15 protein-coding genes are annotated in these 13,325 nt (G+C 72.2%); 9 read left to right on the top strand and 6 right to left on the bottom strand.

The features are described from left to right. Positions 1 to 29: 29 nt before the first annotated feature. Complete coding sequence (locus AOM46_RS14475) at positions 30 to 1,064, bottom strand: DUF6745 domain-containing protein (protein ID WP_062212560.1); 1,035 nt, start codon at positions 1,062 to 1,064, stop codon at positions 30 to 32. 211 nt (positions 1,065 to 1,275) lie between these two features. After that, positions 1,276 to 1,602 (bottom strand): hypothetical protein, encoded by a 327-nt coding sequence (locus AOM46_RS14470; RefSeq protein ID WP_062211072.1) that lies wholly within the window; start codon positions 1,600 to 1,602, stop codon positions 1,276 to 1,278. A 170-nt stretch (positions 1,603 to 1,772) separates the two neighbouring features. On the opposite strand from AOM46_RS14470, the gene AOM46_RS14465 reads away from it, so the two are divergent. From AOM46_RS14465 to AOM46_RS14425, 9 genes are all read left to right on the top strand, one after another. Next, a complete protein-coding gene (locus tag AOM46_RS14465; protein ID WP_062211069.1) occupies positions 1,773 to 2,744 on the top strand; it encodes an STM4015 family protein in 972 nt (323 codons plus the stop codon). Continuing rightward, positions 2,737 to 3,846 carry an STM4014 family protein gene (locus AOM46_RS14460; protein ID WP_062211067.1) on the top strand — a complete coding sequence of 370 codons (1,110 nt, stop codon included), beginning with the start codon at positions 2,737 to 2,739 and terminating at the stop codon, positions 3,844 to 3,846. Before AOM46_RS14465 ends, AOM46_RS14460 begins: the two co-directional genes overlap by 8 nt. Before the next feature lie 53 nt (positions 3,847 to 3,899). Then, on the top strand, positions 3,900 to 4,706 hold the full coding sequence (locus AOM46_RS14455; RefSeq protein ID WP_062212557.1) for an STM4013/SEN3800 family hydrolase: 807 nt from the start codon (positions 3,900 to 3,902) through the stop codon (positions 4,704 to 4,706). Further along, a complete protein-coding gene (locus tag AOM46_RS14450) occupies positions 4,703 to 6,073 on the top strand; it encodes an STM4012 family radical SAM protein (RefSeq protein WP_062211064.1) in 1,371 nt (456 codons plus the stop codon). The genes AOM46_RS14455 and AOM46_RS14450 overlap by 4 nt, the downstream gene beginning before the upstream one ends. A gap of 4 nt (positions 6,074 to 6,077) precedes the next feature. After that, positions 6,078 to 6,977 carry an STM4011 family radical SAM protein gene (locus tag AOM46_RS14445; RefSeq protein ID WP_062211061.1) on the top strand — a complete coding sequence of 300 codons (900 nt, stop codon included), beginning with the start codon at positions 6,078 to 6,080 and terminating at the stop codon, positions 6,975 to 6,977. Between the two features lie 5 nt (positions 6,978 to 6,982). After that, the gene (locus AOM46_RS36070; protein WP_062211058.1) at positions 6,983 to 7,693 is read left to right on the top strand and encodes a RibD family protein; all 711 of its coding nucleotides are present in this window, start codon (positions 6,983 to 6,985) and stop codon (positions 7,691 to 7,693) included. A 2-nt stretch (positions 7,694 to 7,695) separates the two neighbouring features. Further along, the gene (locus tag AOM46_RS36065; protein WP_370592707.1) at positions 7,696 to 8,166 is read left to right on the top strand and encodes a deaminase; all 471 of its coding nucleotides are present in this window, start codon (positions 7,696 to 7,698) and stop codon (positions 8,164 to 8,166) included. A gap of 10 nt (positions 8,167 to 8,176) precedes the next feature. Continuing rightward, positions 8,177 to 9,085, top strand: coding sequence for a DUF6153 family protein (locus tag AOM46_RS14430; protein ID WP_158920432.1), 909 nt, complete (start codon positions 8,177 to 8,179; stop codon positions 9,083 to 9,085). Positions 9,086 to 9,158: 73 nt separating this feature from the next. Next, complete coding sequence (locus AOM46_RS14425) at positions 9,159 to 9,797, top strand: DUF305 domain-containing protein (RefSeq protein WP_062211049.1); 639 nt, start codon at positions 9,159 to 9,161, stop codon at positions 9,795 to 9,797. An 80-nt stretch (positions 9,798 to 9,877) separates the two neighbouring features. On the opposite strand, the gene thpD is transcribed toward AOM46_RS14425, so the two are convergent. The 4 genes from thpD to ectA all read right to left on the bottom strand — a co-directional run bounded on the left by thpD (position 9,878) and on the right by ectA (position 13,205). Then, positions 9,878 to 10,777 (bottom strand): ectoine hydroxylase, encoded by a 900-nt coding sequence (gene thpD / locus AOM46_RS14420; RefSeq protein WP_062211046.1) that lies wholly within the window; start codon positions 10,775 to 10,777, stop codon positions 9,878 to 9,880. 19 nt (positions 10,778 to 10,796) lie between these two features. Continuing rightward, complete coding sequence (locus AOM46_RS14415; RefSeq protein ID WP_062212554.1) at positions 10,797 to 11,192, bottom strand: ectoine synthase; 396 nt, start codon at positions 11,190 to 11,192, stop codon at positions 10,797 to 10,799. Between the two features lie 110 nt (positions 11,193 to 11,302). Beyond that, positions 11,303 to 12,571 (bottom strand): diaminobutyrate--2-oxoglutarate transaminase, encoded by a 1,269-nt coding sequence (ectB, locus tag AOM46_RS14410; protein ID WP_062211043.1) that lies wholly within the window; start codon positions 12,569 to 12,571, stop codon positions 11,303 to 11,305. Between the two features lie 37 nt (positions 12,572 to 12,608). Then, complete coding sequence (gene ectA, locus AOM46_RS14405; protein ID WP_078856824.1) at positions 12,609 to 13,205, bottom strand: diaminobutyrate acetyltransferase; 597 nt, start codon at positions 13,203 to 13,205, stop codon at positions 12,609 to 12,611. Positions 13,206 to 13,325: the final 120 nt, after the last annotated feature.

The following is a 13,325-nucleotide window of genomic DNA, read 5'->3' as shown; positions in this document are numbered from 1 at the left end:
CCCGCGGGCCCACCCGGCGGCGCCTCGGCTCAGGTCTGCCGCTGTGGTGCGTAGGCATCCGCCTCCAGCCCGAACGTCCAGGCCACCCCCTCCCTGGCCGTCCTGGTCGACGGCGGTACCCGCAGCCAGTAGGTGCGGTTGGTGCCGTCCGGCTCCGGCGTGGAGTTGACCACCTCCACCATCACCACGTCCTCGTCGCCCGGCAGCGCTATGCGCCAGAGCACCCCCGTCTGGTCGCGGTGGATCGGCTCGGCGCCCGACTCCGTCAGATAGCGGTCATAGCCGTAGTGTTCGAGCATCACCCGGCGAAGCTCCGCGTTCTCCTCGTCCCTGATCAGCGCGGGCGTCAGGGTGTCCAGCCGGTCGAGGAACTCGCCCGGCACGGGCAGCCCGCGCCAGGCGTGCAGCGCGAACCCGTCCGGATAGGCCAGCGCGGGCCCGTCCGAGCGGTCCAGCCGGCCGGCCTCGTCCCGCCACAGCTCGGTGGGCCGCTCGCTGAGCACCACCACCTTCTCGTAGGGCCACCACCAGCCCGCCGAGTTGGCCACCACGGCCAGCCCGTCGAGCCCGGAACCGGGGCCAGGATCCAACGCGCTCAGCCAGGCCGCCTCGTGCTGACCGAGCACCGCGTCCAACAGCAGGACCCGGATCGCCGGCTCGTCCTTGGGCCCGCGCGCCGAAGCGGCGACCACCGCCGACCTGATCCGCTCCACCAGCGGGGCCGTCGTCTCCCACAGATCGGCGCCCGTCGCGCGCCAGTGGGTGCTCCAGCCGGTCGGGCCCAACCGGTCGTGCAGCAGCTCGCGTTGGGCCGCCAACGGCTTGTCGCGCAGGGCATGCCGCACGCTGGCGCCCAGCCGACCCGCCTCCTTGCGCAGCAGCCGGATCGCGGCCAGTGGCGACGCCACCCACACCACCCGCTCCGGCTCCGCCAGACCGGCCCGCCGATAGGCGAGCCTGACCCCCGCCTCGGCGGCGTCCCTGGCCCCGGGCCCGGTGGCCGTCGCCACCGACCGCCAGCCGGTCGGCTCGCCCCCGCCACCCGGGCCCTGCAGGCGCCGCATCGTCTCCCCGTCGTGCGTTTCCCCGTGTCGCATGACCGCGTGTCCCATTCGCCCCGTGCCTCCGTGTCCCCGAAATCCCGTGTCGATGTGCTGAGTTGCCGTGTTGCCGTGTTGCCGTGTTGCCGTGTTGCTGAGTTGCGCCGCGCCGTGCCGTGATGCCGTGCCGTGACGCCGTGCTCTGCCGTGGTGTTGCGCTCCGCCGTGGTGCCGGTCAGTCCGCGACCACCCGGACCGAGCCCGGCATGTACTCGCGCTGCCGCACCACGCGGTACCAGCCGCGGGGCAGCGGGATGACCGCGTGCTCCTCGTGCACCACCCGGGCGCCGTCCGGCACATGGAGCAGCGCGGGACCGAAGGCGCCGGCCTCCCGGATCAACCGCCCCGGGCCGACCACCGCATGCGCGTGGCCCGTGACCTCGCCGAGGGCGAGCACCAGCCGGCCGCGCCCGTCCCTCGGCTCCGACTCCGCCTCCAGCGCGTTGGCCGGCACCGCCTCCGCCGCCAACGGCACGATCAGCACATCTCCCTGTCGGTACATGGATCTCTCCCTCCCCGTGGCACCCGATGTGCCACGCCTCGGACAGTAGGCGGAGGCACTGACAATCGACGGTCACCGACCGCCGGACACGGGGTCACCGACCGTACTGTCAGTGGCTCTTGGTACAACTCCCGTACTGACATCGACCCACGACGAGGAACGGGCGCAGCATGACCATCGGGGACCACCTGCAGGAGTTTCACGGCCTGCCCTCCTTCGAATTCCCGGCCGAACCCCGGGAGCCGAAGGACGCTGTTCAACTGCCCGCCGCCGACGCGGTGGCCTGGCGGATCGCCGCCGATCCTTATGGCGACGACCTGGAGGAGTGGAAGGCCAGATTCGACAGGTTCGCCGCCACCGTCGACCTCAGCCGGGTGCGGGCGCTGATCATCGGCCTCTGGGGCGAGGCGTACGAGAACACCTCGGAGGCCGTGATCGAGGCCGTGGTCGCGGTGCGGGACCGGCTCACCGCGCTGCGCGCCGTGTTCGTCGGCGACATCGTGGCGGAGGAGGCCGAGATCTCCTGGATCTACCAGAGCCGGGTCTCGGATCTGCTGGAAGCCTTCCCCGCGCTGGAGGAGCTGGGCGTGCGCGGCGGCACCTCGCTCTCGTTCTCCCCGGTCCGGCACGAGTCGCTTCGTCGACTCGTCGTCGAGACGGGTGGGATGCCGGCCGAGGCGGTGCGCGGCATCGCGGCCAGCGATTTCCCGGCCCTGGTCCATCTCGACCTGTGGCTCGGCACCCCGGACTACGGCGGCGACGCCGAGATCGGGGATCTGGAGCCGTTCTTCTCCGGCGTCCGGCTGCCCGCGCTGAAGCATCTGAGCCTGTGCAACAGCGTGTTGCAGGACGAGATCTGCGCCGGCATCGCCGCCGCGCCCGTGGTGGCCCGCCTCGAATCGCTGGACCTGTCGATGGGCGTGCTCACCGACGAGGGGGCGTCCGCGCTGCTCACCGGCCAGCCGTTGACCCATCTCACATCGCTCGACCTGACGCACCACTACATCAGCGAGCCGCTTCTCACCCGGCTGCGCGAGACGCTGGAGCCGGCGGGCGTCGAGCTCGCCCTCGACCACGGGGGCGCCGAATTCGACGAGGACGCCGAAGGCAACCAGTGGCGCTTCGTCTCGGTGGGTGAGTAGCGCCCCGTCGGCGCCCGCACCGCGCGCGTGGGCGGTCGTCGGCAACTCGGAGAACCGGCGGGTCACGCGGTTCCTGGCGGCGGCCGGCGCCGCCGGGGCCGCGCCGCCCCGCGTCGTCCCCTGGTCGGACGTGCTGCGCGACGGCGGCCACGCCTTCGCCGACCACGAGACCGTCCGGCTGGACTCGCCGGGGGAGAACGCCGAGGTCGACCGCGCGCTGCGCGGCGTCGACGACCCGACCCGAGTGGAGGGTTCGGCGATCTGGTACGCCCGCTTCCTGGCCGCCGTCCGCTCACTGCGCGGCGGGCGGCGGCTGGACGATCCGGACGAGCTGGCCGTCCTGTTCGACAAGCGGCGCTGCCATGCCCGGCTGGCGGCGGCCGGCGTGCCGGTCCCGCCGTCCCCCACCTCGGGGTTGGCCCGGCCGGTGCGCGGCTGGGACGACATCAGGGCGATCACCGGGGAGCCCGGTTTCGCCCGGGTCTTCGTCAAGCCGGCGCACGGCTCGTCCGGATCCGGCGTGCTGGCCGTCGAGACCGGGCCCGCCGGCCGGGTCAGGGCCACCACACCGGTCGAGGTCACCCCCGAGGGGCGGCTCCACAACTCGCTGCGGATGCGCAGACTCGTCGACGAGCGGACGATCGCCGGCATCGTCGACGCCCTGGCGCCCGAGGGGCTGCATGTCGAGCGCTGGCTGCCGAAGGCCGCCCTCCGGGGCGGCGCGGCCGATCTGCGCGTGGTGGTGATCGCCGGCCGGGCCACCCACGCGGTGGTGCGCACCAGCCGGCACCCGCTCACCAACCTTCATCTGGGCGGCTCCCGGGGGGACTTGGCGGAGGTCGTCGCGCTGGCCGGCCCCGCCTGGGCGGAGGCCCTGGAGATCTGCGAGCGAGCCGCCGCCCGCTTTCCCGGCACGCTCTGCGTCGGCGTCGATCTGCTGCCGGCCGTCGGCTGGCGGCGGTTCGCCGTCGGCGAGGTCAACGCCTTCGGCGATCTGCTGCCCGGGCTGACGGGACTGCCCGGCAGCGGCGCGGAGACGATGGACACCTATGCCGCCCAGATCGACGCCGTCCACCGGGGCGTTCGGGGCCAGGACCGATGAAAGGAACCACCATGCGGCCCGCCGACCCCGCCGACGACCTGGACATGCCCGACATGAACGAGGTGGTCGGCCGGGACGATCTGCTGCTGCTCACCCTCGACACGCTCCGGTACGACGTGGCCAGGGAGCTGACCGCCGCAGGGCGCCTCCCCCACCTGACCGCCCAACTGCCGGGCGGCGTCTGGGAGGAGAGGCACGCCCCAGGCAACTTCACCTACGCCTCCCACCAGGCCATCTTCGCCGGTTTCCTCCCCACACCCGCCGCCCCAGGGCGCCATCCGCGCCTCTTCGCCGGCCGGTTCGGCGGCAGCGAGACCACCGCGAGCCACACCTTTGTCTTCGACGCCCCCGATCTGGTGACGGCACTCGCCGACCGGGGCTACCACACCGTCTGCGTCGGAGGCGTCGGCTTCTTCAACAAGCAGGGCGCCCTCGGCCGGGTACTGCCCGGCCTGTTCCAGGAGAGCCACTGGGAGCCGGAGTTCTCCGTCACATCCCCCACCTCCTTCGAGGCCCAGATCGCCCGCGTCGAGCAGGTCGTCGCCGAACTGCCCGCCGAGCGGCGGCTGTTCCTCTTCCTCAATGTCTCGGCGCTGCACCAGCCCAACTGGTTCCACCTGCCGGGGGCCACCAGGGACGCGGGCGACAGCCTGGCCAGCCACGCGGCCGCGCTGGAGTATGTGGACCGCCAGGTGGGCCGGCTCTTCGACGCGATGCGCTCCCGCCGCCGCTGCTTCGCCATCGTCTGCTCCGACCACGGCACCACCTACGGGGACGACGGATACACCGGGCACCGCCTCGGCCACCCCGCGGTGTGGACCGTCCCCTACCGCCACTTCTTCCTGGAGCCACCCGCATGACCGTCGCCGCCGCGCCCACCCGCCCCGACCAGCGCCCCCAGCAACGCCCCTATCAGCACTATGTGTACGCCTACCCGCACAAGACCGCCTACCGGGCGCTGCCCGACCGGCCCCGGCTCGCCGACCTATGGGCCGGCGAGTCCCGGCAGGCCCTCTCGCTGTACGCGCACATACCGTTCTGCGAGGTGCGCTGCGGCTTCTGCAACCTGTTCACCCGGGTCGGCGCGCCCGAGGGGCTGACCGGCCGCTATCTCGACGCCCTGGAACGCCAGGCCGTCGCGGTGCGCGAGGCGCTGGGCGAAGCCGAGCCGCCCAGGTTCGCCAACGCCGCGTTCGGCGGCGGCACCCCCACCTTCCTGACGGCCGACGAACTGTCCCGGCTCTGCGATATCGCCGAACAGCGCATGGGCGCCGACCTCGGCGCCATCCCGCTGTCCGTCGAGGCGTCCCCGGCCACCGCGACCGCCGACCGGCTCGCCGTCCTCGCCGAACGCGGCGCCACCCGGCTCAGCCTCGGCGTGCAGAGCTTTGTCGACACCGAGGCGCGGGCCGCCGTCCGCCCCCAGCGGCGCGCCGATGTCGAATCCGCCATCGCTCGCGTCCGCGACGCCCGCATCCCCGTCCTCAACATCGACTTGATCTACGGCATCGACGGCCAGACGGCGGCCAGTTGGCGCCACTCCCTGGACGCCGCCCTGGACTGGCGGCCCGAGGAGATCTATCTCTATCCGCTCTATGTCCGCCCGTTGACCGGCCTCGGCCGCCACCCCGACCGGCTCGCCGCCGATCTCGCCTGGGACGAGACGCGGCTGCGCCGCTACCGCGAGGGCCGGGACCATCTGCTGGCCCACGGCTACCACCAGGCGTCGATGCGGATGTTCCGCCGCTCCGACGCGCCGGCCCAGGGCCCCGACGACTACGCCTGCCAGACCGACGGCATGATCGGCCTCGGCTGCGGCGCCCGCTCCTACACCTCCTCGCTGCACTACTCCTTCGACTACGCGGTGGACATGCGGGAGATCCGCGGCATCATCGACGACTACGTCGCCACCACCACCGACGACTTCGGTCGCGTCGTGCACGGCCGCGCCGTCGACGCCGGCGAGGCCAGACGCCGCCATCTCCTGCAGTCCCTGCTCCAGGCCCAGGGGCTCGCCCTCGACGACTACCGCGCCCGGTTCGGCTCCGACCCGCACCAGGACTTCCCCACCGAACTGGCGACGGTCACCGCCCTGGGCTGGCTGGCCGACGACACCCCGGGCCTGCTGCGCCTCTCGCCCGAGGGGCTGGCCCACTCGGACGCCGTCGGACCGCTGTTCTTCTCGCCCGAAGTGCGTGCGGCGATGGCTGCCCACGAACCGAGGTGACGCCATGCACCTGACCATCCTCTACCGAGGCCCGCTCGCCTCCTGCGATCTGGACTGCCCCTACTGCCCGTTCGCCAAGCGGCGGGACAGCGCCGAGCAGCTCCGCGCCGACCGGGCCGCCCTGGAGCGGTTCACCGGCTGGGTCGCCGGCGGTCCCGAGGAGCGCCTTTCGCTCCTCTTCACCCCCTGGGGCGAGGGCCTGACCCGCTCCTGGTACCGCCGCGCCCTGGTCGAGCTCTCGCACCAGCCACATGTCGCGCGGGTCGCCATCCAGACCAACCTCAGCTGCCGCACCGACTGGTTGGCCGAAGCCGATCCGGACACCCTCGCCCTGTGGTGCACCTACCACCCGGGCCAGACGCCCTACGACCGCTTCGTCGCCAAGACCCGCCGGCTGGCCGAGCTGGGCATCCGGTTCAGCGTCGGCGTCGTCGGCCTCCCCGAACACCTCGCGCCCGCGCGCCGGTTGCGCGCCGAGCTGCCGTCCCCGGTCTACCTCTGGGTGAACGCCGCCGAGGGCCACCGCTACACCGACGCCGAGGCCGACCAGTGGACGGCGCTCGACCCGCTGTTCCCGTTCAGCCGCGATCCGCACCGCTCCGCCGGCCGTGCCTGCCGTACCGGCGACACCGTCATCTCCGTGGACGGCGCCGGCACGGTCCGCCGCTGCCATTTCGTCCCCGCCGAGTTGGGCAACCTCTACGACGGCTCCTACCGCGCCGCCCTTGCCCCCCGGCCCTGCCCGCTCGCCGTCTGCGACTGCCATATCGGCTATGTGCACCTGGAGACGCTGCCGCTGTACGACGCCTTCGCCGGCGGCGTGCTGGAACGCGTCCCCACGCCGGCCGCCCGCGCCGCGCCGCCGCCCGTCCCCGCCCCGCTCGCGATCCGGCGACTACCGTGAGTGCGATGGAACGCCCAGACCCGCACGAGGCGGGACCGCCCCGGCCCTGGGTGCTGCTCTCCTGCGCGGCATCCCTCGACGGATTCATCGACGACGCCACCGACCGGCGGCTGATCCTCTCGCATGCCGCCGATCTGGACCGGGTGGACGCCGAACGCGCCGCGTCCGACGCGATCCTGGTCGGCGCCGGCACGGTCCGGGCCGACAACCCCCGGCTGCTGGTGCGGGCCGAGGAACGCCGCGCCGTCCGCGTCGCCGCAGGGCGACCGGCCGACCCGATCCGCGTCGTCCTCACCACCGGCGGTCAACTTGACCCCGCCGCCCGCATCTTCACCGAGGGCGAACGCTCCCCGCTGGTGTACTGCCCGGCCGCCCACGCCGCCGCCACGGCGGCCCGGCTCGGCTCGGCGGCCACGGTGATCGCCGCCGGGGAGCCGCGGGCGGTGCTCGACGACCTGGCGCGACGCGGGGTGCGCCGGCTCATGGTGGAGGGCGGCGGCACGATCCACGGCGCCTTTCTGGCCGCCGATCTGGTCGACGAACTCCATCTGGTCGTCGCCCCGTTCCTGCTGGGCACGGCGGGCGCCGCCCGTTTCCCCAGGCCCGCCGTCTTCCCCCAGGGCCCGGACCGGCCGATGCGGTTGGCCGAGGCCAGGCCCATGGGGGACCATGTTCTGCTGCGCTATCTGCTGACCGGATCGGACCGGAGGGAATGAGCATGCCGGAACTCCCCGATGCCGCCGAACGGTCGCGCTGGCTGCGGGAGACCATCGCGCTGGCCGGCCGCTGCCCGCCCAGCGACACGGCCTTCGCCGTCGGTGCGGTGATCGTCGACGCCGACGGGCAACCGCTGGCCACCGGCTACTCCCGGGAGGCCGATCCCGTCGAGCACGCCGAGGAGGCCGCCCTGCGCAAGCTGCCGCCGGCCGACCCCCGACTGCGCACCGCCACGCTCTACAGCTCGCTCGAACCCTGCGGGGAACGCGCCTCCCGCCCCCTGACCTGCGCCGAGCTGATCATCGCCGCCGGCATCCCCCGGGTGGTGTACGCCTGGCGCGAGCCGCCGCTCTTCGTGGAGCGCGCGGGCGCGGCGCGGCTGACCGCCGCCGGTGTACACGTCGTCGAACACCCCGAACTCGCCGCGCCCGCCCGGGAGATCAACCGCGATCTGCTGGACGGTCGCTCGTAGGATGGGCGACATGACCCGGCGTCCCCCACCACCCCACCCGAGCGCCCACGGCGGTCGGCGCCGGGGCGCCGCGTTGTTGGTGGGGCTGCTGCTGTCCGGCCTCCTCGCCATGCACGGCCTCAACACGGGGTCCTCGCCGGACGGGCAGGCCACGACCGACGCGCGGCCAGCGGGGGCCGCGTCCGCGGAGGGCGGGCGGGAGGCGATGGCGCCGGGCGGTCATCGTGCCGACGCCGACGCCGACGCCGACGCCGACGCCGACGCCGACGCCGACGCCGACGCCGACGCCGACGCCGACGCCGACGCCGACGCCGACGCCGACGCCGACGCCGACGCCGACGCGGCGTCCGGGTACGGGTCCGCCATGCGTGCCGACACGAACGGGTCGGCCGCGCCGGCCGCGCCCGCCGGGAACGGGCAGGCCGCGTCGGCCGTGTCGGCGCTTGGTGGTCACCGTGCCATGGCGGTTGTGGATTCCGATGGTGTTTCGGCCATGGCTGGGCCGGTTGCCGACGGCGCCCCGGCTGTGCGGGATGTACCGGTCGCGGCGCCGGGGCATGGCGGGGCTGGCGCCACCGTCGGTGCGCTGCCGGTGCCCGGGCATGATGGGGCTGGTGCCTCAGCCGGGCGGGACGGGTACGCGGCGTCTGCCGGGTGGCATGGGCACGGTAGGGGTGCGTCGGCTGGTGGGTCCGACGGGGCCTGTGGGCATGCGGCCGGTGGGTCGGGTTCGCATGTGGAGCATGCCGATCCGGACTGTGTGGCCGGGGCGGTCGGTGGGGGGCCTTCGGCGCCGGAGCCCGGTGTGGGGTCGGCCGGTTTCGGGGGTGCGGCGGAGACGGTCGCCGGTCAGGCGCCGCCGGCGGCTGCCGGGCGTGGGCCGCCCGGCCCGAACGCGCCGCGAGTGCTGCGGATATAGGCGCCCCGCGCGGTAGCGACCGCGCCCGGCGTCCCCTTCCCTTCCCCTCACTCGCGGAAAGCAGTGAACACCCATGTCCATCAACCGAACCCGAACCCGAACCGGTCTTCCCGCGCTCGCCGTCGCCCTCGGCCTCGCCCTCACCGCCTGCGGCGGAGGCGACGGGGGTGACGGGGCCGACACCACCCGGCGTTCCGGCCCCGAGTCGGTGGCGGCCGCCGACCCCGCCGGGCCGAACGCCGCCGATGTCGCGTTCGCGCAGCTGATGATCCCGCACCACCAACAGGCCCTGGACATGGCCGGCCTGGCGGCCGACCGGGCCGCCGATCCGGAGGTGCTGGCGCTGGCCGAGCGGATCGGCGAGGCCCAGGGCCCGGAGATCGCCACCCTCGACGGGTGGTTGACCGAGTGGAACCAGGGCCATCCCGCCGACGGCGGCCAACTCGGCGACCACGGCCCCCAGCACGATCACGGGGAGATGAGCGGCATGCTCACCGATGACGAGTTGACGGCCCTCGCCCGGGCCGAGGGGCCCGCGTTCGACACCGCCTTCCTCACCCTGATGATCGAACACCACGAGGGTGCCCTGGAGATGGCGGAGCGCCAGCTGGCGGAGGGCGCGTACCAGCCGGCCCTGGAGCTGGCCGAGGAGATCGTCGCCGGTCAGCGCGCCGAGATCGAGCTGATGACCGAACTGCTCGGCGCCGACTGAGCCCTGACGGGCGAACGCCCCGGTGCGGCATCCGAGACGGGTGCCGCACCGGGGCGGGGTGGTGCTCGCCGGGTCGGGGGCTACGACACCGGGGTGAAGTCCCTGGCGCCGATGAACTCCGGCCGGGGCACGGGGGCCGCGAACGGCTCGACCGCCGTGTTCTCCACGCTGTTGAACACGATGAACACGTTGCTGCGCGGATACGGGGTGATGTTGTCGCCCGAGCCGTGCATGCAGTTGCAGTCGAACCAGGTGGCCGAACCGGCCCTGCCGGTGAACAGCCTGATGCCGTGCCGATCGGCGAAGCCGGTCAGGGCCTCGTCCGACGGGGTGCCGGCGTCCTGCATCTGGAGGGACTTCTTGTAGTTGTCCCTGGGCGTCTCGCCCGCGCAGCCCAGGAACGTCAGATGCGAACCCGGCATGATCATCAACCCACCGTTGGTGTCCAGGTTCTCGGTGAGTGCGATGGAGACCGAGACCGTCCGCATCCGGGGCAGTCCGTCCTCCGCGTGCCAGGTCTCGAAGTCCGAGTGCCAGTAGAACCCGGTGGCTCCGAAGCCCGGCTTGACGTTGATCCGGCTCTGGTGGACATAGACGTCCGAGCCGAGGATCTGTCGGGCGCGGCCCACCACCCGCGGATCGCGGACCAGTTCGGCGAAGACCGGGCTGATCTTGTGCACCTCGAACACCGACCTGGTCTCACCGGAAGCCGGCTCCACGATGGAGCGCTCGTCGGCGCGCACCTGCGGGTCCGTGACCAGCCGATCCAGCTCGGCCCGGTAGCGGGTGACCTCGTCGTCGGAGATCAACTGGTCGATGGTGGCGAAGCCGTCCCGTTCGAAACCGGTCAGTTCCTCGCCGGTGAACGGGCCCGCCGTGCCCGGCTCGGACCACACCACCGGGTCCTGCCGGGGGGTGGCCACCTCGGTGGCGCCACGGGTGGGGTAGAGGTCGGCGGTGCGTTCGGGTGCGGTGGTCATTTTGCTCCCTTCTTCTCGGTCACGCCTCGGTCAGCAGCGGGTAGACGCCGTTCTCGTCGTGGTCCTCCCGCCCCGTGACCGGAGGGTTGAAGACGCACATCACGCGAAAGTCCGTCTTGGGACGCACGGTGTGCTTCTCGTGGCCGTCCAACAGGTACATCGTTCCGGGCTTGATCAGGTGTTTCTCGCCGGTCTCGTCGTTGGTGAGTTCGGCCTCACCCTCGACGCAGAACACCGCCTCGATGTGGTTGGCGTACCACATCGAGGTCTCCGTACCGGCGTAGAGCACGGTCTCGTGCAACGAGAAGCCGACGCCTTCCTTGGCCAGCACGATGCGCTTGCTGCGCCAGGTGCCGGAGGCTGACTCCACGTCCCGGTCAGTTCCCTCGATGTCGCTGAGCGATCGGACGATCACGTCGGTGTGTTTCCCTTCCATGCGTACGCCTGGGCGCACTTCGCTGTCTACTGTTCTGCCGACTCATCTTCTGTTGTCGGACCGAAGGGACGGCTCGGCTGTGCTGTGCCTCAGTCGGTCTCCCGGACGGCCCGGGTCAGTACCCGCAGCCCCTCGTCCAGCTCCTCGGGGGTGGCGGTCAGCGCGGGAAGCAGCTTGACGACCTCGCTCTGCGGACCCGAGGTCTCCACCAACATGCCCAGTTCGAAGGCGCGTTGGCAGACCCGGCGGGCGCGGTCGGCCTCGTCGAAGGTCAGGCCCCAGACCAGGCCCCGGCCCCGGTAGCTGGCGCCGGCGTGGGCGTGTTCGACGGTCAGCGCCCGCAGCGCGGTCTCGATCTGCTCGCCCCGGCTGAGGGTCTGCTTCTCCATCTGCCCGTCCGCCCAGTAGGTGTTGAGCGTGGCGGAGGCGGTGACGAAGGCGGGGTTGTTGCCGCGGAAGGTCCCGTTGTGCTCGCCCGGCTCCCACACGTCCAGCTCGGGCCGGAACAGGGTGAGGGAGAGCGGCAGTCCGTAGCCGCTGATGGACTTGGAGACCGTGATGATGTCCGGGGTGATCCCGGAGTCCTCGAAGGAGAAGAACGCGCCGGTCCGGCCGCAGCCCATCTGGATGTCGTCGACGATCAGCAGCATGTCGTGCCGCTTGCACAGGTCGGCCAGGCCGCGCAGCCATTCGGGCCTGGCCACGTTGACGCCGCCCTCGCCCTGGACGGTCTCGACGATCACGGCGGCCGGCTGGTTGAGTCCCGAGCCGGCGTCCTGAAGCAGCCGCTCGAACCAGATGAAGTCCGGCGTCTGGCCGTCCAGGTAGTCGTCGAACGGCATCGGCGTGCCGTGCACCAGCGGGATGCCGGCGCCGGCCCGCTTGAACGCGTTGCCGGTGACGGCCAGCGCGCCGAGCGACATGCCGTGGAATCCGTTGGTGAACGAGACGATCGACTCGCGGCCCTTGACCTTGCGGGCCAGCTTGAGGGCGGCCTCGACCGCGTTGGCGCCGGTCGGCCCGGGGAACATCACCTTGTGGTCCATGTCCCTGGGCACCAGCACCACATCGCGGAACGTCTCCAGGAACGCCCGCTTGGCGGTGGTGGACATGTCCAGACCGTGGGTGATGCCGTCGCGCTCCAGGTAGTCGATCAGGGCGCGTTTCAGTACCGGGTTGTTGTGCCCGTAGTTGAGGGAGCCGGCGCCCATGAAGAAGTCGAGGTAGGTGTGGCCGTCCTCGTCGTAGAGGTAGCTGCCCCGGGAGCGGTCGAAGATCGTCGGCCAGTTGCGGCAGTAGCTGCGCACCTCGGACTCCAGGGTCTCGAAGATGCTCAGGTCGGGCTGGGTGATGGTCACAGCGGATCTCCAGGTTTCGCGAAGAGAGGTCGTCGGGTCAGCGCGCGGTGGCGGCGACTTCGGGGACGGCGGGAAGGGCGATGGGGCCGATCCGGTACAGCACTTCGGGCTGGTGGCCGCTCTCGGGGAACGCCTCGGTGTCGAAGAGCACCTCGCGGCGCACCTCGGCGCCGTGTCGCGCGGCGAACGCGGCGAACAGCCGGTTGGAGGCGGTGTTGTCCGGTGTGACGGTGGTCTCGATGGTGGTCACCCCCAGCTCCTCGCCCGTCCGGTGGACGAGGGCGTTCAGCATCGCGGCGGCGAGGCCGCGTCCGCGCTGTGCGTGGTCGACGGCGACCTGCCAGATCAGCAGCGTCGTCGGCGCGTCAGGGCGGAGATACCCCGTGATGAAACCGACCGGCTCGCCCGACGTGTCTCTGGCCACGATAGAGGTGCTTGCGTAGTCGCGACACCACAGTAGGTAACTGTACGAAGAGTTCAGGTCAAGTGCGCGGGAGTCCTTCGCGATCCGCCAGAGGGATCCGCCGTCGGACAGTCGCGGAGTGTCGAGTCCGAGCCCTTCCGGTACTTCCACTGTTCCAGGTATTTCCACGTTATCGACGGCACGTGCATGGTCTGCTTGTGCGGGGGTCATGCGAATCGAATTTACCCAGCATGAGTTGAAATTGCATCGCCGGAAGGGCTTAACAGCGGCCATCGGGGTGTGTTATCGCGCGCGCGTGGGCCTGCGCGTTGGACGGCGGCGAAAGGTGGG

This window comes from Streptomyces sp. NBRC 109706 (genome assembly GCF_000974485.1).
In the GTDB taxonomy this organism is placed as follows: Bacteria; Actinomycetota; Actinomycetes; order Streptomycetales; family Streptomycetaceae; genus Streptomyces.
This window is presented reverse-complemented; position numbering and strand designations above follow the sequence as displayed.

Bases quoted from the DNA above. Each gene is read 5' to 3' on its own strand.
- AOM46_RS14475 (WP_062212560.1), bottom strand. From the start codon at position 1,064: ATGCGGCGCCTGCAGGGCCCGGGTGGCGGGGGCGAGCCGACCGGCTGG.
- AOM46_RS14470 (WP_062211072.1), bottom strand. From the start codon at position 1,602: ATGTACCGACAGGGAGATGTGCTGATCGTGCCGTTGGCGGCGGAGGCG.
- AOM46_RS14465 (WP_062211069.1), top strand. From the start codon at position 1,773: ATGACCATCGGGGACCACCTGCAGGAGTTTCACGGCCTGCCCTCCTTC.
- AOM46_RS14455 (WP_062212557.1), top strand. From the start codon at position 3,900: ATGAACGAGGTGGTCGGCCGGGACGATCTGCTGCTGCTCACCCTCGAC.
- AOM46_RS14450 (WP_062211064.1), top strand. From the start codon at position 4,703: ATGACCGTCGCCGCCGCGCCCACCCGCCCCGACCAGCGCCCCCAGCAA.
- AOM46_RS14445 (WP_062211061.1), top strand. From the start codon at position 6,078: ATGCACCTGACCATCCTCTACCGAGGCCCGCTCGCCTCCTGCGATCTG.
- AOM46_RS36070 (WP_062211058.1), top strand. From the start codon at position 6,983: ATGGAACGCCCAGACCCGCACGAGGCGGGACCGCCCCGGCCCTGGGTG.
- AOM46_RS36065 (WP_370592707.1), top strand. From the start codon at position 7,696: ATGCCGGAACTCCCCGATGCCGCCGAACGGTCGCGCTGGCTGCGGGAG.
- AOM46_RS14430 (WP_158920432.1), top strand. From the start codon at position 8,177: ATGACCCGGCGTCCCCCACCACCCCACCCGAGCGCCCACGGCGGTCGG.
- AOM46_RS14425 (WP_062211049.1), top strand. From the start codon at position 9,159: ATGTCCATCAACCGAACCCGAACCCGAACCGGTCTTCCCGCGCTCGCC.
- thpD (WP_062211046.1), bottom strand. From the start codon at position 10,777: ATGACCACCGCACCCGAACGCACCGCCGACCTCTACCCCACCCGTGGC.
- ectA (WP_078856824.1), bottom strand. From the start codon at position 13,205: ATGACCCCCGCACAAGCAGACCATGCACGTGCCGTCGATAACGTGGAA.